Origin of the sequence: Vreelandella massiliensis (assembly GCF_900155385.1) — a bacterium.
In the GTDB taxonomy this organism is placed as follows: Bacteria; Pseudomonadota; Gammaproteobacteria; order Pseudomonadales; family Halomonadaceae; genus Vreelandella; species Vreelandella massiliensis.
In genome coordinates this window covers 555,075-578,685 of the sequence record NZ_LT699744.1, presented here as the reverse complement: position 1 = coordinate 578,685, position 23,611 = coordinate 555,075, and the positions used below count along the sequence as shown (strand labels likewise).

Genomic DNA, 23,611 nt, shown 5'->3' with positions numbered 1-23,611 from the left:
GGGGTTATACCTCGATATCCGCGAGATTGCCGTAATCTTCCAGCCACTTTTTACGATCGCCCGCCCGCTTTTTGGCCAGCAGCATGTCCATCATCTCCTGGGTGCCGTCGCCTTCCGTGCGGGTGAGCTGCACCAGGCGTCGGGTTTCCACCGCCATGGTGGTTTCGCGAAGCTGCAGCGGGCTCATTTCACCTAAGCCCTTAAAGCGTTGCACATTCGGGGTGCCGCGCTTTTTGGCCAGCTGCTTGAGAATCGCCGCCTTTTCGCTCTCGTCGAGGGCATAGTGCACCTCCTTGCCCAGGTCGATGCGATAAAGCGGCGGCATGGCGACATACACGTGACCCGCCTCGACAAGGCTTGGAAAGTGCTGGACGAACAGCGCGCACAGAAGCGTGGCGATGTGCAGGCCGTCCGAGTCGGCATCGGCGAGAATACAGATCTTGTGATAGCGCAGTTTTTCCAGGTCCGCGCTGCCCGGGTCGGCGCCGATCGCCACGGCGATATCGTGGACCTCCTGGGAGCCGTAGATATCGTGGGAGTCGACCTCCCAGGTATTCAGTATCTTGCCGCGCAGCGGCAGAATCGCCTGGGTGTCACGATTGCGCGCCTGCTTGGCGCTGCCGCCCGCCGAATCGCCCTCCACCAGGAAAAGCTCGCTCTGCGCCGGGTCCTGGCCGGAACAGTCGGCGAGCTTACCCGGCAGCGCCGGGCCGGAGGTGACTTTCTTGCGCGCGACTTTCTTGGCCTTTTTCTGGCGCTGCTGCGCCGAGCTGATCACCAGCTCGGCAAGCGCCTCGGCCTGGTCGACGTGGTGATTGAGCCACAGCGAAAAGGCGTCTTTCACCACCCCGGAGACAAAGCCGGCGATGGTGCGCGAGGAGAGGCGCTCCTTGGTCTGTCCGGCAAACTGCGGATCGAGCATTTTCACCGACAGCACAAACGCGACCCGCTCCCAGAGATCGTCGGCGGTGAGCTTGATGCCGCGGGGCAAGAGACTGCGGTATTCGCAAAACTCGCGCAGCGCGTCCAGAAGCCCGGCGCGAAAGCCGTTGACGTGGGTGCCGCCCTGGGGGGTGGGGATCAGGTTGACGTAACTCTCCAGCAGCGCCTCGCCGCCCTCGGGAAGCCACTGAATGGCCCAGTCGACGCCGTGCTCATCGTCGCTGAAGTGGCCGACAAACGGCTCGCTGGGCAGTACCTCGTAGCCATCGGTGGCTTCGGCAAGGTAGTCGCGCAGGCCATCCGCGTAGGCCCACTCGCTCCTGGTGCCGTCGGGCTCCACCAGCGTGACCGCAAGCCCGGGGCAGAGGACCGCTTTCGCCCGAAGTAGGTGTTTCAGGCGGCTGATCGAGAGCTTGGGGCTGTCAAAGTAGCGCTCATCGGGCCAGAAACGCACCTTGGTACCGGTGGCGCGTTTAGCGGCCTTGCCGATCGCGTGCAGCTCCTCAACCTTTTCGCCGTGCTCAAAGGCGATGGCGTGGCGGGCGCCGTCGCGGGTCACTTCGACTTCCAGGCGCCGTGAGAGCGCGTTCACCACGGAAACCCCCACGCCGTGCAAGCCTCCGGAGAAGCGGTAGCTATTGGCTGAGAATTTTCCCCCGGCGTGGAGTTTGGTCAAAATCAGCTCAACCCCGGAGACGCCGTGCTCCGGGTGGAGATCAATCGGCATCCCCCGGCCATTATCCGCCACTTCGATCGCGCCGTCGCTTGAAAGCACCACGGTAATGGCACTGGCGTGGCCGGCAAGCGCCTCGTCGACGCTGTTATCAATCACCTCTTGAGCGAGGTGGTTAGGCCGCGAGGTGTCGGTATACATGCCGGGGCGTTTGCGCACCGGCTCAAGCCCCGACAGGACTTCGATGGAACTGGCGCCATACTGAGAGGCATCAAACTGTGGCATATCGCGTCGTTTCCTGAAGGGTCAAAGCGAGCAAAAGGCGAATAGGATAGCGGAAAAGCCAAAGGCTGTATATCTACCCACCCTTCTCACACGCCCAAAACGCCTCGATCAAGCCGCGCGTTGAGGCGTCCATCGGCGCCAAGCTGCCTTCGTGGTCGAGGATTTTTTGCGTGTCGGTGGCGATTTTCTTGCCCAGCTCTACCCCCCACTGATCGAACGGGTTGATATCCCAGATCACCGCTTGCACGAACACTTTGTGCTCGTAAAGCGCGATCAATGCGCCCAGGGTGGCCGGCGTGAGCTGGTCGAGCAGCACCGTGGATGAGGGCTGATTACCGCGATAGCGCTTGTGCGCCGGGCGGGGGCCGTCGTCGTCGATGGCATCGTCGCCCAGCATCAGCACTCGCGACTGGGCAAAGCAGTTGGCCAGCGAAAGCTTATGCTGCGCCTTCAAGTGGCGGTGCGTTTCGGGGTCGGTCACCTCATCGTAACGCTTGAGCGGAGCGATAAAGTCGCACTCCACCGGCTGAGTCCCCTGATGCAATAACTGGTAGAAGGCGTGCTGCGCATTAGGGCCAAGCTGCCCCCACAGCACCGGGCAGGTGGAGTAGTCGATCGCCTGGCCGTGACGCGTGACGGATTTACCGTTGGACTCCATCTCCAGCTGCTCAAGGTAGGCGGCAAAGTACTCCAACCGCCCATCGTAGGGCAGAATCGAGTGGGCGCGGATATCGAGAAAGTTGACGTTCCAGATACCCGCGAGCGCCAGCATCACCGGCAAGTTGTCGGCAAGCGGCGCGGATTGAAAGTGGCGATCCATGGCGTGCGCCCCGGCCAAAAGCGCACGAAAATGGGCCACCCCCACCACCAGCGCAATCGGCAGGCCAATGGTGCCCCAGAGCGAGTAGCGCCCGCCGACCCACTCCCAGAAACGCAGCTGGTGGGCGGGGGCAATCCCCCACTCGCTCATCTTTTCCGGGCAGGCGGAGACGCCGATAAAGTGTTGACGCACCACAAGCTCGGCGCTAATCGGCGTCGCGCCGTGGCGCGTCAGCCGCGCCAGTAGCCAGTCCCGCGCCGTATTGGCGTTGGAGAGCGTATCGATGGTGGTAAACGACTTCGACGACAGCACAAAGAGCGTGGTTTCGGGGTTCAAGCGGCTTAAATAGTCGGCAAGCTGCGAGCCGTCCATGGTCGAGGCAAAGTGCACCTCCACCGGATGGACCTCAAGTGGGCGAAAATCCGCTAGCGCATGGGTGACCATCAGCGGCCCTAAATCCGAACCGCCAACGCCCAAATTCACCACGTCTTTGATGGGCTTGCCGGTGGCTCCGCGCCACTGCCCGGCATGAAGGCGCTCCACCAAGCGCTCCATCTGCGCAAGGCTTTCATGCACGCCCGCCACCACATCCTCACCGTCCACCGTTAAGGAGGCTTCCATAGGCAAGCGCAGCGCTGTGTGCAGGGCCGGGCGGTCTTCGCTGGTATTGACCCGCTGCCCGCTCAGCAGGGCGTCAATCTCCTCGGGTACCTTGGCTTCTTCGGCCAGCGCCAGCAGCAGATTAAGCGTTTCTTGGTTCCAGCGCTGCTTGGAGAGATCCAGCGTCAACCCGGCAATGCGTCGTGTAAAGGTCTCAAACCGCTGAGGATCTTGCTTAAACAGTGTTTTCAGATGCACCGTTTTCTGCACGTCGGCATGGCGCTTAAGCGCCCGCCAAGCCGGCAGTGTATCGGGCGTCGTGGCGTTGGACGTGGATGTTGCGTGCGGTGGTACGGATGCCATGTGCCCTCTCCTGTGGCGTCTTGCTGTGCGGCCGGGCCTGTTCTGCTTCCCGCTAGGCGCGTAAACTATTGCCCCTTTTTTGCGATGAACCCGGCCTGCCCCATGAGTGATGCATCTTACCGCGACGCCATCTTTTCCACACCCCTGGATCGTGTCGCGCGCTTCTCCTTCGACGAACAGGTGGTGGCCTGTTTTCCCGATATGATCCGTCGCTCGGTGCCCGGCTACGGGCAGATTCTGGGCATGCTGAGCCTGATCGCCCAGCGCCACCTGCGCCACGGCGCTCATGTGTATGACCTGGGCTGCTCGCTGGGCGCCTCGGGGCTGGCGCTCGCCGGCGCCCTGCCGTTTGATGCGTTTCGCTACACCGGGGTGGATCTCTCCCCCGCCATGGTCGAGCGCGCGCGCCAAACCTTTCTTGAAGAGTGCCCCGAGCACGCCATGCAGGTGGAAGAGGCCGATATCCGGACACTGGATTACGCCCCGTCGGGCATGATTATTCTCAACTTCACGCTACAATTTTTGCCCCCCGAAGACCGCGACGCCCTACTCGCCAGGCTCTATCAAGCGCTGGAGCCCGGCGGCGTGCTGGTGCTCTCGGAGAAGACAGTGGATATCGATGAGCGCGACAACGCCTGGCGCGTCGAGCGCTACCACGATTTCAAGCGCGCCAACGGCTACAGCGACTTGGAAATCAGCCAGAAGCGCACCGCGCTTGAGAACGTGCTGGTACCCGATACCCTTGAAGCCCACCATGCGCGGCTAAAAAAGGCCGGGTTTCCCCGCTCGCTCACCTGGTTTCAGTACCTCAATTTCGCGTCCATGATCGCCTTTAAGGAGGGTTAAGGTGGCTAATCCCAACACGCCGTTGCCCGAAGACCACCGCTTGCTTTATCAAGCCTTTCTCGACCAGGGGCTCACCCGCTGGCTGGCCAAGCTCCCCGAGCAGCTCGCCGCGGGGCTGGATCGCAAACGCCACGGCGATCTGCCCATGTGGGAAAAGGCCGTGGCCAAGCTGCCCGAGCTCCCGGTTGAACGCCACGTACACTTAGACCGTGACACCGTCAGCGTCGAACTCGCGCTTAGCGATAGTCAGCGCCGCCAGTGCGAAAACCTGCTCAGAAAGCTTGCCCCTTGGCGCAAAGGCCCCTTTGCGCTTGGCGGCATCTTTATTGACACCGAGTGGCGCTCGGACTGGAAGTGGCAGCGTGTCGCCCCGCATTTAGCGCCACTACACTACCGTAAGGTGCTGGATGTGGGCGGCGGGAGCGGCTATCACGCCTGGCGCATGGCGGGCGCCGGTGCGGACTTTGTGCTGGTGATCGACCCCTCGCCGCGCTTTTATTGGCAGTTTCACGCGGTGCGCCACTTTGTTGGCGCAGCCGACGGCCACCGCACGCACTTTCTACCCGTCGGCATAGAGGATGTACCAGAGAACCTGGGCTTTTTCGATACCGTATTTTCGATGGGTGTGCTCTATCACCGCCCCGCACCGCTGGAGCATCTTCAGCAGCTCAAAGCGGCGCTCGCCCCCGGCGGCGAGCTGGTGCTTGAGACGCTCGTGGTGGAGGGCGACGAGCAGACGGTACTGCTCCCCGGTGAGCGCTACGCGGCGATGCCCAACGTCTACTTTCTGCCCTCGTCCAAGGCCCTGTGCCACTGGCTTGAGCGCTGCGGTTTTATTAACGTGCGCGTGGTCGATGAAGCCGTCACCACGCTTGAGGAGCAGCGCTCAACCGAGTGGATGACCTACCAGTCGCTTGCTGATTTCCTCGACCCGCACGACCCTAACCACACACGGGAAGGCTACCCCGCCCCCCGCCGCGCAGTCGTTATGGCCAATAAGCCAGGGTAAGCACTAGCTCAGCATTTCCAGCAGGGTGGGTTGCCAGATATTGAGGGGTATTTCGCCCATATGGCCAAGAAGACGACGCTTATCCACACATCGAATTTGATCCAGCAGGATGCGCGCACTCTTGTCCTGAAAGGCAGCCACAGGGCGGCACCCTAAAGGCTGCCCCTTGCTCGTCACCGGCGCCACGATAACGCGTGGCATAGCGGCGTTCATATCGTCGGGGGAGATCACCAAGGCGGGGCACGTCTTGCGAATCTCTGTGCCGACCGTCGGGTCGAGATTGACCCAGTAGACGTCGCCGCGGCGAATGACGCGGCTCACCACTGCCACTCCTCATTGTCAGCGTCTTCCATGACGTCAGGCCAGGTATCGCTGTCCTGCGCGGCGTTATAGCCTTCAAACCAACCTTGGCGCGGCCGCTTAACCGCTTCGACAACCAGCCGTCGCCCTTCAGAGTGAATTTCCACCTCATCCTCAATCCCCAGCTCGTTGAGCAAGCTCGCCGATATCAGTACGCCTTTCGAGTTACCGATTTTTCTCAAATGCGTACGCATTGATTCCCCCTAAGCACCATTCAGTTATTACTTTGTAATAACATACGGCTGATAAAGAAGTAAAAGCAAGGCGTTTGACTCAGCGCCTTAATATGACGAGCCAGCGGCCGAGGTTCATAATGCTCGCAAGCGAAGCGGCGACGTAGGTGAAGGCGCAGGCAGTGAGCACGTGACGGGCGCCGGGCATGTCGTAGGGGGGAACGTACTCTTTGAGCATGGGTAGAGCGCGGTTGAAACTGGCATCGAACTCCACCGGCAGCGTGACCAAATGCACAACGGCCGCCGTCCCGAAGCTTACCACCGCCATGCCCACCACAAGCGCCAGCCCACCCGGCAGACGGGTCAAAATAAACAGAAATGGCGCGGCCATCATCAGTATTGCGCCGACCTTCTCCGCCTTTTGCGCCAGCTTAACCAGGCGGCTGCGAGCGATCAGCGGCGCGTAGCCTTCAAAGTGCTGAAGGGCGTGACCGACTTCATGGGCGGCGACGGTCACCGCCGTGAGCGAGCGGCCGTCGTAATGCTCAGGGGAGAGGCGCACGCGACGCGCTTCGGGGTCGTAGTGGTCGCCCTGCTCGGTCCGCTCGACTTTCACCCCTTCGATACCCAAACGGCGCAATAAATGATCGGCAAGCTCGGCGCCGGTACCGGGGTAGTCATCGCGCCCCCGGGTATGGCGCCTCAATACCCATTTGGCCCATAGATTGGGCAGTACAAAAATGGCCAATAAAAAAACGATCAATACGACGATCATAGAAAGATGCTCCCGGCTACGCGCTACCCGCCCTCATCCGTGCGGTTATCCGCCACATCACGTTTCACGGCTTGCAGCCCACGAATCGAAATATGCCCGTTCTCAAAGGCATGTTCCGCCATTTTGATGCTATCGGCGGCAAGAATAAGATCACAGGACGTATGCTCAAGTTCACGCTGTAACGTGCGTATGGCCTCCTCGCGCTGCGGGTCGTTACCCACTTGGCGGATATAAATCGCCGCAATACGGTTAGGGTAAACTTTGACAATATCGGCATACACTTCGGGGTCATGCTGGCCGCTGTCGCCAATCAGCACACAGGGCAAGCCATCAAAGAGCTTTAGCATACGATGGATTAAATCGCGCTTATGATCTTCGGCGCGACGTGGCCAGGGGCGGCGCCAGGAGATTCCCCACTCGCGTAGAAACAGAATTGGCCCCACCGGAATACGGTTAAGCTGAAAAAAGGCTTCGAGCAATTCGTAAATCGCCCAGGGGCCGCGCGAGACGTATAGGATAGGCCGTTCGGATTTTTCATTTGCGCCACGATGAAGCGCTTGATAGAGCGAGGCGACGCCGGGAAACGCCGTGCGGCGGTGAGGCTTTTTGACAAACAAGCGGTAGAGCATCTTGAGCTTCTCGGCGACACCGGTAAACATCACCGTATCGTCGATATCGCTGATGATCAGCAAGTCGGCGTCAGGCGATGGCACGAACACCTCCACATGGGTGCGAATGGGGGCTTCCCCTTGCGCTCTTACCCAAATATCCGCACGGTGCCATGACACCTCAATGGGCAGCGGCTGCTCAAGCGGAACCCGCACATCGAAATAGCCATCCCGATCGGTGACGACTTGATGCTGATTCTCGCCCAGGTAAACCTCAACCTCGGTATCGGCGAGTCCGTGGCGGAAGATTCGCCGCGCCACGTCGGCGGTATCGCGCAATATGCCCCGTCGAGGAATCATACGGCCTAGTGTCGCCTGACGAAAAACACGCCCCATGACGAAGGCTTCCCGCTGGGAGCCATAACCCCGGTAGGGGTGAACCACGACGCCGCCGCGGCCACGGTCACGACGAATCGGGGAGGCCACCAAATGCAGCAACCGCTTAATGAAATGCCACACTTTGCGAAGAGCGCGCATCATTTCCACCACCGCTGCCGTGTTGGCGCCCTTGATTTTTGCGACATAAAACGCCCTACCCTAAACGTGTCCACGTAAAGGTACACGTTTTCAGGCAGGGCGTGAATGCGCTTAACAATGGCGCCAAACGCGAATCCCACCGCTTAGAGCAAGGAGCGAATGTCCTTCGCTTCCCAGTGCGGAAAGTGTTTGCGCACCAGGGCATTTAAGTCGCGCTCAAACGCTGCCCAATCGGTTTGCACTGCGGCATCGTTGGCGGCTACCGCGTTGCGAATCATGCCCGCGCCCACGGTGACATTGGTCAGCCGGTCAATGATGATAAAGCTGCCCGTACCGGGACTTTGACGGTAATCATCCACCGGAATTTCCGCCGTCAACTCGACCTCGCAGCGGGCGATCGCGTTAAGCTCAAGCGCATCGCAGGCGTGCTTTTCCAGTGTGTTCACGTCGATTTGGTAATCGATATGGCGCACCTGGCCGGACAAATCACGCGTGGCGAGTTTAAAGTCGTAAAGCTTGCCGGGCGTTAGCGCGTCTTCGTGCATCCAGACGATATCGGCGCTGAAAGCGTTGGAAAGAGGCACCGATTCATCGGCTGCGACAAGCCAATCCCCGCGGGAAATATCGATCTCCTCATCCAGCGTCAGGGTAATCGCCTGACCGGGAAAAGCGGCATCCAGATCACCGTCGAACGTCACCACCCGTTCAATGGTCGCCTGTTTCTGCGACGGCAATGCTTTCACCTGTTGACCGGGCCGGGCGATGCCTGCGGCGAGCGTGCCGCAATAACCGCGAAAATCCAGATGCGGGCGATTCACGTACTGCACCGGCAGGCGCAGGTTGGTCAGATTTTGATCGCGACGAATCTCAACGTTTTCCAAAAGGCTTAACAGCGTCTCGCCGGTATAAGACCGAGCGCCCGTTTGCGGCGCCTGGAAATACCAAGGCATGTTCGCGCTGGGGTTGACCACGTTGTCGCCCGCCAACGCCGAGATGGGCACAAAGCGGATATCCCGGGCATTCAGGTTCTTCGCAAACATTTGATATTCTGAAACAATTTCATCAAAGCGAGCTTGGGAGAACTCCACCAGGTCCATCTTGTTGACCGCTATCACCAAGTGCTGGATACCCAGCAGGTCGGCGATAAAACTGTGGCGGCGGGTCTGCGTCTGCACGCCATAACGCGCGTCGATCAGAATGATGGCCAGGCTCGCGTTCGAGGCGCCCGTGGCCATATTGCGGGTGTACTGCTCGTGCCCCGGCGTGTCGGCGATGATGAACTTGCGTTTCTCGGTGGAGAAAAAGCGATACGCCACGTCAATGGTGATGCCCTGTTCACGCTCGGACTGAAGCCCATCCACCAAGAGCGCCAGATCCACCGTGTCGCCGGTCGTACCGCTGGTCTTGGACGCGGCGGTGATGGCGGCCAACTGATCCTCAAAAATCATTTTCGAGTCGTGCAGAAGCCGCCCGATCAGGGTCGATTTACCGTCATCGACGCTGCCGCAGGTAATAAAACGCAGCAAGTCCTTGTTTTCATGCTCGTGCAGATACTGCTCGATGTTATCGGCAATCAAATTGGATTGGTGAGCCATATTAAAAATACCCCTCGCGCTTTTTACGCTCCATCGAGCCGGCCTGGTCATGATCAATGGCACGACCGCTGCGCTCGCTGGTTTTGGTCAGCAGCATTTCCTGAATAATCTCGGGCAGCGTGGCCGCGTTGGACTCCACCGCGCCGGTGAGCGGGTAGCAGCCGAGTGTACGAAAACGTACCCACTTCTCCTCGGGCACTTCACCAGGCGCGAGCGGCATGCGGTCGTCGTCGACCATGATCTGCATGCCATCGCGCTCGACCACCGGGCGCGGCGCGGCGTAGTAGAGTGGCACAATGGGAATGTGCTCAAGGTAGATGTACTGCCAGATATCCAGCTCCGTCCAATTGGAGAGCGGAAAGACGCGAATGGACTCGCCTTTGTTGACTTTGGCGTTGTAGATATTCCAAAGCTCGGGGCGTTGATTTTTGGGATCCCAGCGGTGGTACTTATCGCGGAAAGAGTACACCCGCTCCTTGGCCCGGCTCGCCTCTTCATCGCGACGCGCACCGCCAAAAGCGGCATCGAAACCGTGTTTGTCCAGCGCCTGCTTGAGCGCCTGGGTTTTCATGATATCGGTGTACTTGGCACTACCGTGGTCAAAGGGGTTGATACCCGCCGCGCGCCCCTCTTCGTTGGTATGGACAATCAGCTCCATGCCCGCTTCCGCCGCCATGCGGTTGCGAAAGGCGATCATCTCGCGGAATTTCCAGGTGGTATCCACGTGCAAAAGCGGAAACGGCGGCGTACCCGGGTAAAACGCCTTACGCGCCAAGTGCAGCATTACCGAGGAGTCTTTGCCGATGGAGTACATCATCACCGGATTGGAAAACTCTGCCGCCACCTCGCGAATAATATGGATCGACTCCGCTTCCAACTGCTTTAGGTGCGTTAGTCGTGCAGCGTCCGGGGCGGCAGGCGCCGACGGGGGGGCCGCCTGCCGGGAGACGGCCTCTTGGGGGGAGACTTCGGAAAGCTGGACCATGTGGCACTACCTCATCGCAAAATCGGGTCTGAAAACGTGCTCTCAAACGACGTTGAATGCGATCAGGGTAACGCTAGGCCAATAATAACCCAAAAGAATTAATGACTATCTTTTTATTCCACTTTAACAACAACCGCAGCGCTTGTCTGAGCGCGACGCTTTGTGGGATTAGCGTGCTTCCCTCGACAGGCTCGGGATGAATGGATGTGCGGATTGAATGAGATGTGTGGATATGGATGTACGGACAGGCGCGCCTAAGTTACAGATCCACTCGCTCCACCCAAGTTTGCCACTGCTCTCCTTTAAGCTCTAAGACGCGATACCCTGGGCGCGAGGCTTCGTCGAGGGCGAAGTCATCGGCACCGGGAAGAAACTGATCCGCTGTCGCGGGGCAGCCGTAGACCTTAGCCTGCCCTTCGCTCATACCTACCCCAAGTGCCTGCGTCTGCGCAAAGGCTTGATGCGCGTGCCCGAAAACAATCAGCTTTACCTGGCGGTAGGCGCTAAGCACCTGCCAAAACGCCTCACGATCTTCCAATCCAATCGCGTCCAACCAGCGTGCGCCCACCTCAACGGGGGGGTGATGCATGGCAATCAGCGTCGGGCGAATATCGGTCTCTAGCCGCTCGGCCAGGGCGGCAAGCCGCTTGGGCCCAAGCTCACCATGGGGCTGACCGGGCACTTGCGTGTTCAGCAGCAGCATGCGCCAATCATCAAGGTCGACCTCGTCAAGCAAGGGGTGTTCAGCTTCCATTAACCCAACGTGATCGTGGTTGCCCGGCAGCCAAAACCAGGGACAAGGAAACGCCCTAAGCGCCTCGGCCGCGTGCGTATAAGAGGCCGGCGTTTCATCCTGGCTGACATCCCCGGTTACAAGCACGATATCGGGATGTTCGGCTTGGGCCGCCTCGACCACCGCCTTGAACTGCTTCAGCGGAACCCCGGTGCGTGAACGCGCTAAAGGGTCGGCATGCAGGTGCGCATCGGTAATCTGCACGATGCGCATCAAGGCATCTCCGGTACGTGCTCGCTACGCCCATGAGCAAGGCCATGGGCCAGCCACTCCCCGAGGAAGCGGTTGAGCTGAAGCTTCTCGTCGGGTTGATGCATGCGCGGGTTGGGGTAGCGATAACGGCCGTGAAAATGGCGCTCGCGCTGAAAATCGGTGACTTCCGCCATGCGCACGTCGTGGTAAAGGTGAACGCGCATTCTGGGGCTTTCGAGTACGTGATCCAGCGGCCCTGTCTGAGACACTTGGATCATCGTGGTATAGGGCGCGTTTTCTTGAATATACAAGTGCAAGGCATGGGTGCCCGCTTCGCTCAGAGGGATATCGCGGCTCTGCCCTTGCTCCATATCCCCCACCAGACGAATCAGGCGCAGATAGTTGGCACTGCACTCGCCCTGCAGGGATTTTAAATCGGTCACATAGGCGGTTTTGGCCATGCGGGCTCCTGTCGGTCTTGTGCTTGGGCATGGGGTCTTTTCACGCTTTTCAGATCAGGTAAAGCGCAAAGCGTTATCCGGCAACGCACGCAGTGAGGCGCGCTGGCCAGCCAGCCAGTGCAGGCCAATCAAGGTCGTGGCGTTATCGAGTCGCCCCTGCTCAAGAAGTTCCCACGCCTCACGAAAAGGTACCACGTGCACGCGAATATCTTCATGCTCTTCGTCTACCCCGTGAATACCGCCTAGCCCTTGGGTATCGGTTAACCCACAAAAAAGTGTCACGCGCTCGCTGCAAGCGCCGGGGCTGGGGTAATACATATGGATCTTTTTCAGCTCGACGATGTCGCAGGCGGCTTCTTCACGAGCCTCGCGGCGTGCCACGCTTTCAAGGGTTTCATCGGCGTCGACCAGGCCCGCGACCAGCTCCAACTTCCACGCCGAATCGGAGTCGTCAATCGCCCCCGCGCGTAGCTGCTCGACAAGCACTAGCGCATCGCGTGCCACGTCATAAAGTAGCACTCCCACCGCGTCATGGCGAAAGTGCACTTCACGGCGCATGGTGTCGCTAAAGCCACCTTCAAACAGACGATGGCGCAAGGTAAGCGCTTCCAAGCGGAAAAAGCCCTCCTGCAGCACCTCGCGCGACATCACTTCAACATCGTCTCGTCCGAACGCGGGGGTCATCAGCGCTGACGATGAGGTTGGCGTAAATGATGCCATGTATCACTCCCAATAAGCATATCGCACTATTATCGGGGGTGATTGGCACGAATGCCACCACCGCACGGGCTGAGATATCCGCTAAAGGCTACCCAACAGCGCCTTGGCATCGTTGCGCAGGGCTTCATCTGATGCTTTGCGACCCTCGCGCGCCGTCCCGTTCACCGCGCGTTGGGCATGCGCTTTTGCCGCTTGGGTATTGCCTTCCTCTTCTAGGAAAGAGGCGTAATAGTAGTTCACATCAATGCCGTCGGGGCGGATGTCCAAGGCGCGCTGAAACATTCGCTCAGCGGTCTCGCTATCGCCAAAGCTAATCAACCCACCCGGCACCCGATCATAAAGCGCCCCCAGCGTGACGTAGGCCGAGCCATTGTTGCCGGCAGGGTCTAGCTCAATGGCGCGCTCCAGTGCATCGCGAGCCTCCTTGGCGCTGCCAAGCGCACCTAAACCGCCCTGCTCGCGGGCATAAGAGGCCAGCACAACGCCTTGCCATATCAGCACATCGGCGGCGTCGCTGTGCTGCTTCGCGAGTGTTTGGACTTCCTCCGCCAAGGCTTTGAGGTTCTCTTCGCGTTCGCTCTTGGGCGTCTGTGTGACCGTATGCTCCCACCGGTTTTTAAGCGCAAATAGTGCGTTTTCATACGCGTTCGCGCTTACGCTAACCAGTACCAAGGAGGCGCCGATAAGCGCTGTCGCCAAGCATTTATTAGGTGTGAATCGCATACATCGCTCCTGAGTTGTTGTTGTCGCCGGGAAAGCCCGTCAAAACGCGGCTCAATCACGCGGCTTCGCCTAATGTAACGAACGTTTGAATTAATCGCCAGCTCAACGCATCGTGCTTGGCAGCGCTAGGTGATCTTTTTTAAAGTGAGCGCTCTTACTCTTTAGAGAGGCGTGGAAAGTGAAAGGCAGACACATGACCCGCTGGCGCGATCCCGCCAAGGACCCGCGCCAGGAGCCCAAAAGCAACGTGATCACCGCCGAAGGCGCGGCGCGGCTGCGCGGCATTCTGGATCATTTATCGCGGGTGAAACGCCCCGCGCTCTCCACCAAGGTGGGCGAGGCGGCAGCCCTTGGCGATCGCTCGGAGAACGCCGACTACACGTACAACAAGAAGGAGTTGAACCGCGTCATCGCACGCATTCGCTATCTCACCAAGCGCCTTGACGAGCTGCAGGTGATCGACCGACTGCCCGCCGATACCAGTAAGGTGTTTTTTGGCGCTTTCGTCGCGCTTGAAGATGAAGAGGGCGAAACGCTCGACATTCGCCTGGTCGGCCACGACGAAACCGATACCACCAAGCACTGGATTAGCGTCGATGCACCGCTCGCCAAGGCGCTATTGGGTAAAGAGGTGGACGACGAAGTGACGGTCACCACCCCGGCGGGCGATACCACCTACTTGATCACCGCTATCGACTACCGCGACCCTGCGCGATAAACCTTGAAACGGCGGTTATCGGCCAGTATCTCAAAGCCACCAAATGCCTGCGCCAACCGCTCGGGATAGGGCAGAAACCCATTCGCCACCAAAATGAGCTGCCCGCCGCGCGTAAGGTGGTGCGGTGCTTCGCTTATCAGCCTCCCCGCCGCGCCGTAATGAATATCGCGCTCCTGGTGAAACGGGGGGTTGCTGATGATGAGATCAAACCGCTCCTGGTCGATCGCATGGTACACATCGCTGGCGACTACCCGGCCCGTTAGCGCATTGGCCTCAAGCGTTTTTCGTGCCGCTTCCACGGCGAAGTCGCTGATATCCACGGCGGTCACGTCGTGGCCGCGCCGGGCCAGCCAAGCGGTGATAATGCCATCGCCGCAGCCCACATCGAGAATGCGCTGCGTTTGGGCCGGCAAGGCAGTGGCTAACGTCTCTAATAGCAGTGCCGTGCCGTCATCGAGCTTGCCATGGCCAAACACCCCCGGATGGCTGTAAAGCGTTAAGTCGAGCGCCTCGAAGGCGACCCAGGCGGCGTCGCTTGGCTGATCAAGCGGCTCGGTACGCGTGACAAATAGCGAGCAGCGCCGAGCGCTGTCGAGCTTATCGCACGCAAGCCCGAGCTCGGCGAGCACTTTAGGCACCCGCTTAATACCTCCCTGATGCTCTCCTACGAATGCTAACGGCGTACCCGGTGGCAAGTGCGCGCACAGCCACGTCAGCCACCAGACACCAAGCTGGTGCGCTTTAGGCCAGAACAGCACCACGCGAGCATCATCGGGCATTACGCACTGCCCAAACGGCGACTGCGCGATTTTGCCCGCGCGCTGCCACTGCTCACGCATGCCCGCATCCGCGCTGACGACCCCACTGCTATTTTCCACCAGCCACGCATCCGCAGGCGGCGCCACCGCCCACAGCATGGGCTCCGGCGCCGCCCCAAAGTAGCGGGCGAGCAGTTGGCAGGTAGAGCTTTCACTTTTACTAGGGCTCTCGCGTTTGAGGGTGCCGCTCATGCAAAGGATCTCCGAGGGGTTTACGCCGTTTTAAGCTGTTTTGATCAGGGTATAGAGCAGATAGCGCCCCAGGCGCCAATGGGGGTCAACGCGGGCGTAGGCTTTTTCTAGGGCAAAAAGTGTCGAACGCTGTGCCTGTGTCGCCGCGGGCTCGCGTAAATAGTCCTGAAAAATTCGAATACCCGCGACATGGGCAAGCGTCAAGCCCACCTCGCCACTCCACTGCTCAATCTGGGCATGGGTAAGCGGCGAGATGGGCGTTAGACGCTGGCCTTTGCCAAGTCCTTCAAGCTCGTCGCTTAACGCTTTGTGCATGTTGCCCTTCACGACGTTGGAGAAGCGTAGCGCATCGCGATTAAACACCATCAGGCTGAGCTGACCGCCCGGGGCCAAACGCTGGCTGAGCTGATAAAGCGCCGCGCGAGGGTCGCCGAGCCACTCCAGCACAGCGTGGCAAGTGATCAATGCCCAAGGGCCGGGCGCGACTTGCGAAAGCCGCTGTAGCGGCGCTTGCACGTAGCGCACCCGCGCTTTAATCGCCTCCTGCCCCTCTATTTCACGCTGCGCGCACGCCAGCATATCGCCCGAGGGCTCGGCAAGCGTCACGGCGTGGCCGCGCCGGGCAAACCACGCCGCTTGCTGGCCCAAGCCGCCTCCGACATCCAGCACCGGCTGCTGGTCGAAGGTGAGCATTTCGGGCAGCAGCGCATCGAGCAGCGCTAATCGCAAAGCCCCGCGCGGTGCGTCATACAGCGAACGCGCGAACTTATCCGCCATGCCGTCAAAATAACGATCCCCTTCGGGAGTTAGCTCAAACGCCTTCTTTGCACCTTTCACACGCACCTATTCACTATCGATCTATATGGTTTTGGACGCTTTCTCATGCAACATGGCGGCGTAGTTTACGCCAATTAACGCGACGACTTCACGCAAACTCACTTGGTGGTTCATCGCGCCGTTTACCGGTATAAACCACGAATCCCCTTTTGCTGAACATCGGCGCATCTTGATCTAGCGCAATTTTGCTCCCTAACAGGCGCACAGGCGAATAGGCAATGCTGGGCTTTATCGTGCATGATGAGCCTAGAACTCACGTCAAGAGAGGATAAGATGGCAAATCCCAAGAACGCGCATGATAGCGCTATGCCCTCTGTGCTTAATGAACACGGCGCGGAAGAGGTCATCCAACGGATTGGCCATTTGACGCGCATGCTGCGTGAAAGCATGAAGGAGCTTGGGCTTGATCAGCAAATCGAGCAGGCCGCCCAAGCCATTCCTGATGCCAGCGAGCGACTCCGGTACGTCGCCTCAATGACCGAACAGGCGGCCGAGCGCTCACTCAATGCCGTTGAGCGTGCCCAGCCGACCCAAGATCAGCTCGAAAGTGAAAGCCAAACACTCTCCAAGCGCTGGGAAGCCCTGGAAAACCACGACGACCCGCTAAGCAATGAGCAGCTTATTGCCGACACGCGCCACTTTCTTGCCGAGCAAGTCCCTAGCCAGGTCGGTATCGCGCAAAAAGAGCTCCTTGAAGTCATGATGGCGCAAGACTTCCAGGATTTAACCGGCCAAGTCATCAAAAAGATGATGGACGTGATCCAAACCATCGAACAGGAACTGGTGCAAGTGCTGATGGAGAGCGCGCCGGGCGTTACGGAAGGCGTGAACCTCAAGGATGAGCGCGACGAGCACGCCAAGCTACGCAATGGCCCGCAAATGGATAAAGAGAAAGCGGATGTGGTCAGCGGCCAGGATCAAGTCGATGACCTTCTCGACGAGCTAGGGTTTTAACCACGCTGGCTTTGAATTGCCTACCCCCACCATAAACCCACGAGTAGCAAGGCCAGTGTGCTCAGTAACGCCGCGACATTGGCCGCCAACAATGGCGGCCATGCGGGCTCTTCTAAGGAGTGCGTGACGTTAAGTTTTACACTCAGCCAAGCCATGACCGGCAGCGGAATGAGCGCTAACACGCAGAGCGTGGGTAGTATGCCTTGCCCAATGCCGATCGCGATCACGCCATAAGCGGCCAGCACTAGCCCTGCCACCACGCGCGCCCCAACGCCTTTGCCAAAGGCAATCAGAAGATGCCGCCGCCCCACTTCACGGTCAGCCTCGACATCGGGAAATTGATTTAACAGCAACAGTTCGCTGACCAGCAAAAGCACCACCAATGTCACCGTCCACACGGCGGCGGTCAGCTCCCCACCCAGCGCCAGCAAACTGCCCATGACGACAATGGCAAAACCAAGCCCCGGTGCGAGAAGGCATAAAAGCGGTGAGCGCGTGAGCCATCGCGTGTACGCCATGACGAGCAATACACCGCCTGCCCCCAACGGCAAAAGCGCCCCGCCCCGCAGCCAGACAAAGTAGAGCCCCATACCCACCACAAGCCCCAGTGACAACAGCGCCCCCCAGCCGACCAGCGATGCCGCCGCCGGCTCCGCCGGTAGCGCGCCACTTCCGCCCGAGAACAGTGTGCGCTGGGTGATGGCATCCAACCCCGAGCGGAAATCGTCGTACTCATTGAGTAGGTTGACGGCAATATGCGCCAGCAGCGCCGCCAACAGAATCAAGACACCATGCAAAGGCGCTATCGCGACGGATTGACGCGCGACCAACGCCAACGCCAACCCGACGCAAAGTACGGCGAGGATCAAAAAACCGGGCCTCGAAGCGGCCATAAGGGGTTGCCAATGCATAGGTTCTCCTTGTCGGTGACCGCACATAGTGTAAGTTAGGGCTAATCAAAAGCGTATCCGGCTATCGAAGGGGGGATGATGGAACAACTCACCAGCGAATTTATCACCTCCAATCAGTCCGCCCTGCATCTTGCACTCGCCCTGTTGCTGGGCACGCTGATTGGCATTGAGCGCGGCTGGGTCGCGCGCGATAGGGGCGCCGGTTCACGTGTGGCAGGGGTTCGCACCCACGCGCTGATTGGGCTTTTGGGCGGGGTGTCGGGGCTTTTGGCTGAAACGCTGACGCCTTGGGCCTTCCCGCTGATGTTTCTTGGGCTGTCCGTTATTGCACTGGTGGGCTGGCGCGAAAAGGTAGCGCAAAGCGGCGACGTGAGCATCACCGGGTTGATTGGCCTGCTGTTGGCGTTTTCGTTTGGTGCCATGGCCGTGGCCGTTAGCCCGGCGTTGGCGACAGCCTGCGCGGTTATCACCGCGGTGATTCTGGACAATAAGCGTGAAATACATGGCCTTTTGCACAAACTGCAGTCCCATGAGCTTGATGCCGCGCTTAAACTGCTGCTGATTTCGGCGGTCATGCTGCCATTGCTACCCAATCAGGGCATGGGGCCGGGCGGGGTACTCAACCCCTACCAGCTATGGTGGATGGTGGTGATGATCGCCACCATCTCCTTTGTCGGCTACTTCGCGATCCGTTTTGGCGGCGCAGAGAAAGGCATTCTGTTCACCGGCCTGTTTGCGGGACTCTCCTCTTCAACGGCGCTCACGCTGCATTTTGCCAGGCAGTCGCGCGTGGAAACCGCGCTTAGCCCTTTGCTGGCCTCGGGTATCTTAATTGCCTGCGGCACCATGTTTCCCCGCATCATCATCTACGCCGCGATTATTCATCCAGCGCTGATTCCTCCGCTGATTCTCCCCGTTACACTGATGGCGCTAAGCCTCTACCTGCCGGCCCTGCTCATCTGGTATCAACAACGCCGGGGCGACGCTATCGATACCCCGGAACTCAACCAGAACCCGCTTGAGTTGCGTACCGCGCTGATGTTTGGCGCCTTACTCACTGTGATTATGCTGCTAGGGAAGTGGCTGCGTGAAGCGCTGGGTGATACCGGCGTTTACCTGCTGGCCACGGTCTCGGGCATTGCCGATGTCGACGCCATCACGCTGTCGCTAGCGCGCATGGCGCAGGACGACTTAAACATCGCCAGCGCGGTACTGGGCATTATCATCGCCGCCTCGGTCAATAATGTGGTGAAAGGCGCGATGGCTACCGGCCTCGGTGCTCGCGCCCTGGGATGGCGCATTGCCTTGCCCATGCTTGCCTCCGTTTTACTTGGCATCGTGAGTGCGTGGGGCACGATGTTTTTCTATTAGAGATGAAGGGCACAAGGCTATAGCACTTGTCTATTAAAACAGTGATAAAAAGCAAATGGTGGCTATGGCGTTCGTGTTCTATAAATATGAAGCGAAGCTTAGAGGCACAGCTTATCTCGTAAGCATTAACGGTCATCATTGTTCGATATCAAGGTGAGCGAGAAATAGTTTTGCTGCCCCCAGGCTCGGCGTCTATGTTACATGCGTGATTTGGTTGCAACCGTGACCCAATGCGAAACAGAGAGTGGAGGATTCAATGAGCGAACACACAGGTAAGTGCCCAGTAATGCACGGTGGTAACACCACAGAGGGCAACTCCAACATGGACTGGTGGCCGGAAGCCCTGAACCTGGACATACTTCACCAGCATGACCGCAAGACCAACCCCATGGGCGAAGACTTCGACTATCGCCAAGAAGTCAAAAAGCTCGACTTCGATGCGCTCAAGAAGGACGTTCACGCCTTAATGACCGATAGCCAAGAGTGGTGGCCGGCCGATTGGGGCCACTACGGCGGTCTGATGATTCGCATGTCATGGCACGCAGCCGGTACCTACCGTATCGCCGATGGCCGTGGCGGCGGCGCCACGGGTAACCAGCGCTTCGCGCCGATTAATAGCTGGCCGGATAACGTGAGCCTGGATAAAGCCCGCCGCCTGCTGTGGCCGATCAAGAAAAAGTACGGCAACAAAATCAGCTGGGCCGACCTGATTATTTTCGCTGGTAACGTGGCCTACGAATCCATGGGGCTGAAAACCTTTGGCTTCTCCTTCGGTCGCGAAGATATCTGGCACCCGGAAAAAGACACCTACTGGGGCGCCGAAAAAGAGTGGCTGGCACCGTCTGACGAGCGCTACGACAACGTCGATGATCCCGGCACCATGGAAAACCCGCTGGCCGCGGTGCAGATGGGTCTGATTTACGTCAACCCAGAAGGCGTAAACGGCGTTCCCGACCCGCAGAAGACCGCCGAGCAGGTACGCGAAACCTTCGCCCGCATGGCGATGAACGACGAAGAGACCGCCGCCTTGACCGCCGGTGGCCACACCGTGGGCAAATGCCACGGTAACGGTGACGCTGAAGCACTGGGTCCGGAGCCCGAAGCCGCGGACGTGGACGAGCAGGGCCTAGGCTGGCGTAACCCCAACATGCAGGGCAAAGCCGCCAATGCGGTGACGTCGGGCATCGAAGGCGCCTGGACGACACACCCCACTCAGTTCGACATGGAGTACTTCGACCTGCTGTTCGGTCACGAGTGGGAGCAGAAAAAGAGCCCCGCTGGTGCCTCGCAGTGGGAACCGGTCGACATGAAGGAAGAAGACAAGCCGGTTGATGCCACCGACATGACGACGCGCCGTAATCCGATCATGACCGATGCCGACATGGCCATGAAGGTGGATCCGACATACCGGGCGATCTGCGAAAAATTCAGGGCGGACCCTGAGTACTTCAAGGACTGCTTTGCGCGTGCCTGGTTCAAACTGATCCATCGCGACCTGGGCCCAAAAGAGCGCTATATCGGCCCGGAAGCGCCGTCTGAAGACCTGATCTGGCAGGACCCGGTTCCGGCTGGCAGCACCGACTACTGCGAAGAAGTGGTCAAAGAGCAAATCGCCAATAGCGGCCTGAGCGTGAGCGAGATGGTCTCCACCGCCTGGGATAGCGCCCGCACCTTCCGCGGCTCCGACAACCGTGGTGGCGCCAACGGCGCGCGCATCCGTCTTGCCCCGCAGAAGGATTGGGAAGGCAATGAGCCCGAGCGCCTGGCCAAGGTGTTGAAAGTTTATGAACAAATCGCCGCCGACAACGGTGCCAGTGTGGCCGATGTGATCGTACTCGCCGGCAGCGTGGGCATCGAGCAGGCAGCCAAAGCCGCTGGCCACGATGTACGGGTTCCGTTCACGCCCGGCCGCGGTGATGCCACCGATGAGATGACCGACGTCGACTCCTTTGAGCCGCTGGAACCGCTCGCCGATGGCTTCCGTAATTGGCAGAAGAAGGACTACGTCGTCAAACCCGAAGAGATGCTGCTCGACCGCGCGCAGCTGATGGGGCTGACAGCGCCGGAAATGACGGTGTTAATCGGCGGGATGCGCATGCTCGGCACCAACCACGGTGGCAGCAAGCACGGTGTTTTCACCGACCGCGAAGGCCAGCTGACCAATGACTTCTTCGTTAACCTGACCGATATGCGTTATACCTGGAAGCCGGCGGGCAACAACGTCTACGAGCTCCGTGACCGCAAGACAGACGAGGTGAAGTGGACCGCTAGCCGCATCGACTTGGTGTTTGGCTCCAACTCGATTTTGCGCTCCTATGCCGAGGTCTATGCCCAGGACGATAACGAAGAGAAGTTTGTCAACGACTTCATCAAAGCCTGGACCAAGGTAATGAATGCGGACCGCTTTGATGTAGAGAAATATCAAAGTGCTTAATCCAGCGAGCTGACATGAGTCTTAGACTCACCGCACCCAACCGCGCCCCTTGAGGCGCGGTTTTTTGTGGGTTATGCCTCAATGGGTGGCGCGTAAATCACACAGCAGTCACGGCCGCTATTTTTCGCTTGATAAAGCGCCTCGTCCGCCTTGATAAGCAACGTTTTAGGCTCTTTAGCATGATCGGGATAAGTGGCCACGCCACAGGAAAGGGTAAGGCTCTCTATCTCACGGCTCTCATAGCGAAAAGTGTGTTGCCGAACCCTCTCAAGGAGCGACTTCGCGCGTGACGCGGCCTCCTCCATCGCCACACCAGGAAGCAGGGCCACAAACTCCTCGCCACCCAAACGACACACCACATCCGCACCACGAAAATGGCGCTTGAGTAATGCCGCCACGCCTTTTAACACCGCATCGCCCGCATCGTGACCGAGAGAGTCATTGATGTTTTTAAAGTGATCTAAATCCAACATCAAAAGCGAAAGCCGGCCGCCTTGACGCTCAGCACGACGAAACTCATGCTCAAGCAGGCTATCAAAATGGCGCCGGTTACTTAGCCCGGTCAACGAATCCTTTAGCGAGAGCCCTTCCAGCTCATGCACGAGCCTATCGAGCTCGGCCGTTCGCGCGAACACTTTGTCCTCAAGCGTTTGATTGACGTGAGCCAATTGCCGCTGAGTCTCGCGGTAGTGCCAAAGCGATATACCCACAATCGCGATGGAAAACCCTAAAGTGCCCACATTGAGTGGCACGATGCGCCACGGGAGAAAACCATGAGCTACCAGCATATCCACGAAGAGCAGCACGGCAAAAATAGCAAAACTGAGCACCAGTAAACGCTGCTCTAACCCAAAACGGCTAAAGCGGCGCACCGCAATCAACAGCATCAGGGGCAGCGTGACCGCCAATAGCGCATCAAAGACGGGAAACGTCAGCGATAAACTGATCATTCCCGCTTTGACCAACCCAATCGCCCCAATCAGGTAGGCAAGATGTAGCTGCCAAAGACGTGCCATCCAGCGCCGGGATCGACCCGGCACCCAGTAACTCAGCAATAGCCCCATCGCCACGGGCAACATATAGTAGCTACTTGCCCGCAAGGTATCCCAAGCCAAAGCACTCTCAGCGATGAGCTGTCGGGCGGGCGCCTCGGCCAGCAGCATAAGGCCCGCGGAAAGCGAAAACAGCGCGATCGCGGCAAACCCCCGCCTCTCAGGCCCCATAAGTGCAAAAATGACGGCCAAAATAGCGATTAGAAGGCTAAAGGCACTGACCGCCAGATCCATTGCCGAGCGCTTAATCACTTTATGAAAGCCGTCGATGCGATCCATCAGCTTGACCTCGCCCCACAGGCCAATATCGGTGTAATACGAAAACACACGGATAGACATTGGCTTGCCGGCAAAATCTTCGGGCAGCTCAATCATATGCCAGGGCCAGCCGACAAAATCACCTTTGCCCTCGGCGTCGAACTCCCCGTGCTGATAAATCAGCGCATCATCCAGGTAAACTTGGGCGATTAAATCAATGCTGGTGATATACAGCACCGGGTCTCGCCACTCCCCTTCGGGCAGAACCGTGCGAAACCAGACGTGCTGCCGCCCCTCCCTCTCAGGGGGGCTAGCAGGAAAAGAGATCGCGTGCCACGGCGCCGATTCATCCCTCAGCCAAACGGGATTACCCTTCTCATCTAGGGGGGAATCGCCCCAGCGGTACTCCCAGTTATTCAGTGGCGCGGGCGGGGTATCTGCCAAGCTGCTGCCACACGTCAAAAGCAGCATAACGAGCGCCATACACGGCAGAAGGTGAATGCGCATGGCGGCTCCTTTTCACAAGGGTTAGGAAATAATACGCCAAATCTTGATAACACATTAAACGATTAACTCACCTTGTATTACATATCAGCCTAAATAAAT

Annotated in this window: 22 protein-coding genes; 6 read left to right on the top strand and 16 right to left on the bottom strand. The window is 59.0% G+C overall.

Translation table 11 applies throughout. From position 1 onward, the window contains the following. Positions 1 to 4: 4 nt before the first annotated feature. On the bottom strand, positions 5 to 1,900 hold the full coding sequence (gene parE / locus BQ9846_RS02655; protein ID WP_075879065.1) for a DNA topoisomerase IV subunit B: 1,896 nt from the start codon (positions 1,898 to 1,900) through the stop codon (positions 5 to 7). Positions 1,901 to 1,973: 73 nt separating this feature from the next. Next, positions 1,974 to 3,683, bottom strand: coding sequence for a glucose-6-phosphate isomerase (gene pgi / locus BQ9846_RS02650; protein WP_075879064.1), 1,710 nt, complete (start codon positions 3,681 to 3,683; stop codon positions 1,974 to 1,976). A gap of 102 nt (positions 3,684 to 3,785) precedes the next feature. Here pgi and cmoA point away from each other — a divergent pair, with 102 nt between their 5' ends. Both cmoA and cmoB read left to right on the top strand, forming a co-directional pair. Next, positions 3,786 to 4,529: a carboxy-S-adenosyl-L-methionine synthase CmoA gene (gene cmoA / locus BQ9846_RS02645; protein ID WP_075879465.1), complete on the top strand. Its 744-nt coding sequence runs from the start codon at positions 3,786 to 3,788 to the stop codon at positions 4,527 to 4,529. A 1-nt stretch (position 4,530) separates the two neighbouring features. Next, complete coding sequence (cmoB, locus tag BQ9846_RS02640; RefSeq protein ID WP_075879063.1) at positions 4,531 to 5,538, top strand: tRNA 5-methoxyuridine(34)/uridine 5-oxyacetic acid(34) synthase CmoB; 1,008 nt, start codon at positions 4,531 to 4,533, stop codon at positions 5,536 to 5,538. 3 nt (positions 5,539 to 5,541) lie between these two features. Here the strand turns inward: cmoB and BQ9846_RS02635 are convergent, their stop codons facing one another. The 10 genes from BQ9846_RS02635 to BQ9846_RS02590 form a co-directional block, all read right to left on the bottom strand. Continuing rightward, positions 5,542 to 5,859, bottom strand: a complete 318-nt coding sequence (locus tag BQ9846_RS02635; RefSeq protein ID WP_210433162.1) for a type II toxin-antitoxin system PemK/MazF family toxin — start codon at positions 5,857 to 5,859, stop codon at positions 5,542 to 5,544. Next, positions 5,856 to 6,092: an AbrB/MazE/SpoVT family DNA-binding domain-containing protein gene (locus tag BQ9846_RS02630; protein WP_075879061.1), complete on the bottom strand. Its 237-nt coding sequence runs from the start codon at positions 6,090 to 6,092 to the stop codon at positions 5,856 to 5,858. The genes BQ9846_RS02635 and BQ9846_RS02630 overlap by 4 nt, the downstream gene beginning before the upstream one ends. A gap of 79 nt (positions 6,093 to 6,171) precedes the next feature. Beyond that, a complete protein-coding gene (locus BQ9846_RS02625; protein ID WP_075879060.1) occupies positions 6,172 to 6,846 on the bottom strand; it encodes a zinc metallopeptidase in 675 nt (224 codons plus the stop codon). A gap of 23 nt (positions 6,847 to 6,869) precedes the next feature. After that, positions 6,870 to 7,994 carry an App1 family protein gene (locus BQ9846_RS02620; RefSeq protein ID WP_075879059.1) on the bottom strand — a complete coding sequence of 375 codons (1,125 nt, stop codon included), beginning with the start codon at positions 7,992 to 7,994 and terminating at the stop codon, positions 6,870 to 6,872. Positions 7,995 to 8,134: 140 nt separating this feature from the next. Further along, positions 8,135 to 9,586 (bottom strand): sulfate adenylyltransferase subunit CysN, encoded by a 1,452-nt coding sequence (cysN, locus tag BQ9846_RS02615; RefSeq protein ID WP_075879058.1) that lies wholly within the window; start codon positions 9,584 to 9,586, stop codon positions 8,135 to 8,137. A gap of 1 nt (position 9,587) precedes the next feature. Beyond that, a complete protein-coding gene (cysD, locus tag BQ9846_RS02610; protein WP_075879057.1) occupies positions 9,588 to 10,571 on the bottom strand; it encodes a sulfate adenylyltransferase subunit CysD in 984 nt (327 codons plus the stop codon). A 259-nt stretch (positions 10,572 to 10,830) separates the two neighbouring features. Continuing rightward, entirely contained in the window at positions 10,831 to 11,577 is a 747-nt protein-coding gene (locus tag BQ9846_RS02605; RefSeq protein ID WP_075879056.1) for a phosphodiesterase, read from the bottom strand. After that, positions 11,577 to 12,017 carry a DUF1249 domain-containing protein gene (locus tag BQ9846_RS02600; RefSeq protein WP_075879055.1) on the bottom strand — a complete coding sequence of 147 codons (441 nt, stop codon included), beginning with the start codon at positions 12,015 to 12,017 and terminating at the stop codon, positions 11,577 to 11,579. The genes BQ9846_RS02605 and BQ9846_RS02600 overlap by 1 nt, the downstream gene beginning before the upstream one ends. A gap of 54 nt (positions 12,018 to 12,071) precedes the next feature. Further along, entirely contained in the window at positions 12,072 to 12,737 is a 666-nt protein-coding gene (locus BQ9846_RS02595; protein ID WP_075879054.1) for an NUDIX domain-containing protein, read from the bottom strand. An 81-nt stretch (positions 12,738 to 12,818) separates the two neighbouring features. Continuing rightward, positions 12,819 to 13,460, bottom strand: a complete 642-nt coding sequence (locus tag BQ9846_RS02590; RefSeq protein ID WP_075879053.1) for a TRAP transporter TatT component family protein — start codon at positions 13,458 to 13,460, stop codon at positions 12,819 to 12,821. 178 nt (positions 13,461 to 13,638) lie between these two features. Here BQ9846_RS02590 and greB point away from each other — a divergent pair, with 178 nt between their 5' ends. Continuing rightward, positions 13,639 to 14,178 (top strand): transcription elongation factor GreB, encoded by a 540-nt coding sequence (greB, locus tag BQ9846_RS02585; protein ID WP_075879052.1) that lies wholly within the window; start codon positions 13,639 to 13,641, stop codon positions 14,176 to 14,178. Here the strand turns inward: greB and BQ9846_RS02580 are convergent. Together BQ9846_RS02580 and BQ9846_RS02575 are read right to left on the bottom strand one after the other, a co-directional pair. After that, positions 14,157 to 15,188, bottom strand: a complete 1,032-nt coding sequence (locus BQ9846_RS02580; RefSeq protein WP_075879051.1) for a methyltransferase — start codon at positions 15,186 to 15,188, stop codon at positions 14,157 to 14,159. The two genes, greB and BQ9846_RS02580, sit on opposite strands and share 22 nt — an antisense overlap. Positions 15,189 to 15,218: 30 nt before the next feature. Continuing rightward, on the bottom strand, positions 15,219 to 15,965 hold the full coding sequence (locus BQ9846_RS02575) for a methyltransferase domain-containing protein (protein ID WP_083651468.1): 747 nt from the start codon (positions 15,963 to 15,965) through the stop codon (positions 15,219 to 15,221). 333 nt (positions 15,966 to 16,298) lie between these two features. Here BQ9846_RS02575 and cheZ point away from each other — a divergent pair, with 333 nt between their 5' ends. Continuing rightward, positions 16,299 to 16,979, top strand: a complete 681-nt coding sequence (cheZ, locus tag BQ9846_RS02570; protein ID WP_075879049.1) for a protein phosphatase CheZ — start codon at positions 16,299 to 16,301, stop codon at positions 16,977 to 16,979. A 20-nt stretch (positions 16,980 to 16,999) separates the two neighbouring features. Here the strand turns inward: cheZ and BQ9846_RS02565 are convergent, their stop codons facing one another. Next, on the bottom strand, positions 17,000 to 17,890 hold the full coding sequence (locus BQ9846_RS02565; protein ID WP_075879048.1) for a prenyltransferase: 891 nt from the start codon (positions 17,888 to 17,890) through the stop codon (positions 17,000 to 17,002). 78 nt (positions 17,891 to 17,968) lie between these two features. Between BQ9846_RS02565 and BQ9846_RS02560 the strand changes: the two genes are divergently transcribed. Together BQ9846_RS02560 and katG are read left to right on the top strand one after the other, a co-directional pair. Next, entirely contained in the window at positions 17,969 to 19,261 is a 1,293-nt protein-coding gene (locus BQ9846_RS02560) for an MgtC/SapB family protein (RefSeq protein ID WP_075879047.1), read from the top strand. 256 nt (positions 19,262 to 19,517) lie between these two features. After that, positions 19,518 to 21,695, top strand: coding sequence for a catalase/peroxidase HPI (gene katG / locus BQ9846_RS02555; protein ID WP_075879046.1), 2,178 nt, complete (start codon positions 19,518 to 19,520; stop codon positions 21,693 to 21,695). A gap of 71 nt (positions 21,696 to 21,766) precedes the next feature. On the opposite strand, the gene BQ9846_RS02550 is transcribed toward katG, so the two are convergent. Further along, a complete protein-coding gene (locus tag BQ9846_RS02550) occupies positions 21,767 to 23,512 on the bottom strand; it encodes a GGDEF domain-containing protein (RefSeq protein ID WP_075879045.1) in 1,746 nt (581 codons plus the stop codon). Between the last annotated feature and the right edge of the window lie 99 nt (positions 23,513 to 23,611).